Origin of the sequence: Mesorhizobium sp. M5C.F.Ca.IN.020.29.1.1 (assembly GCF_003997375.1) — a bacterium.
Classification (GTDB): domain Bacteria; phylum Pseudomonadota; class Alphaproteobacteria; order Rhizobiales; family Rhizobiaceae; genus Mesorhizobium; species Mesorhizobium wenxiniae.
Genome location: NZ_RZSW01001012.1, coordinates 1 through 1,093 on the forward strand (window position 1 = coordinate 1; position 1,093 = coordinate 1,093).

A 1,093-nucleotide genomic window follows, 5' to 3' on the forward strand; every position below is an offset into this window, starting at 1 on the left:
CTTCAGGATCGGCAGACACGGGACATGATCAGAGCAGGACTCGCAGGCTTTTCCGCGCGCTTCCTTGGCGACCGGCGCGGCAGCACGGCTTTGGAGTTCGCGATGCTTGCCGTGCCATTTGCGCTCCTCATCTTTGCCATACTGGAGAGCTGCATTTCATTTGCCGGGCAAGAGGTGATGGCCAACATCACCGACGATGTCGCGCGCCAGCTACGGACGGGCCAGGTAAGGCAGGCCGATGTGACCGAGGCCACGCTGAAGACCATGATCTGCAGCCGGCTGGAGATCATGGTCGCCAAGGACTGCCCGGGATTGGAGGTGGACCTGCGCGAGTATCCGACCTTCGCCGCCGCGGCCCAGGCGGGCTTCAAGATCCAAGACCGCGAAATCGTGCTGACCGGCACGGACCCCGCGGCTTTTACGGTATCCCCAGGCTTGGCTGAATCAATAAACATGCTGCGGGTTTTTTATAAATGGCCCGTCATGACCGATTTCATGGCCAAGTCGATGGCCAATCTGAAAGACGGCAACACGCTGCATTTCGCATCGGTGACCTGGCAGAACGAGCCGTTCGACAATTGAAAACGTACCGTTGCGTGGGTGGGAAAAGGACGAAGGCATGGCGCGTGCGGGGGCACATAAGTGGATCGCTGGGATATGCACGAAAACCATCCGGTTCTGCTCCGATCGCCGCGGTGTCGCGGCCGTTGAGTTTGCCTTCATCGTGCCCGTCCTGCTGATCATGTACTTCATGACCATGGAAGCCTCACAAGCCATCGAGACCAGCAAAAAGGTCAGTCGCATCGGCAGCATGGTGGCGGATCTCGTTACCCAGCAGCAGACCATCACGGCAGCCGATCTCGATGCGATCATGCAGATCGGCAACTCCACCCTTCAGCCGTACAACCGATCGACCCCGGAAATCATCATCACCGCAATACAGGTCACGGACGAAACGACGCCGAAGGTGCTGGTCGTGTGGTCACGCAAGATGGTCGGTAGCGCCTTCAGCGCCGCCACCGCCAAAAACTCCATCACCAAGGTTCCACCGGCGCTCGAGATCAAGGGTACCTTTCTTATTCGCGTCGAAAGT

General features: G+C 58.8%; 2 protein-coding genes. Both read left to right on the forward strand.

Translation table 11 applies throughout. The features are described 5' to 3' along the window. The first annotated feature begins 24 nt into the window (after window positions 1–24). Entirely contained in the window at window positions 25–582 is a 558-nt protein-coding gene (locus EOA85_RS35855; protein ID WP_095517024.1) for a TadE/TadG family type IV pilus assembly protein, read from the forward strand. Between the two features lie 37 nt (window positions 583–619). Continuing rightward, the coding region (locus EOA85_RS35860; protein WP_164760158.1) for a TadE/TadG family type IV pilus assembly protein at window positions 620–1,093 on the forward strand (474 nt) is incomplete at its 3' end.

Coding starts and splice junctions, on each gene's coding strand:
- EOA85_RS35855 (WP_095517024.1), top strand. CDS start 25: ATGATCAGAGCAGGACTCGCAGGCTTTTCCGCGCGCTTCCTTGGCGAC.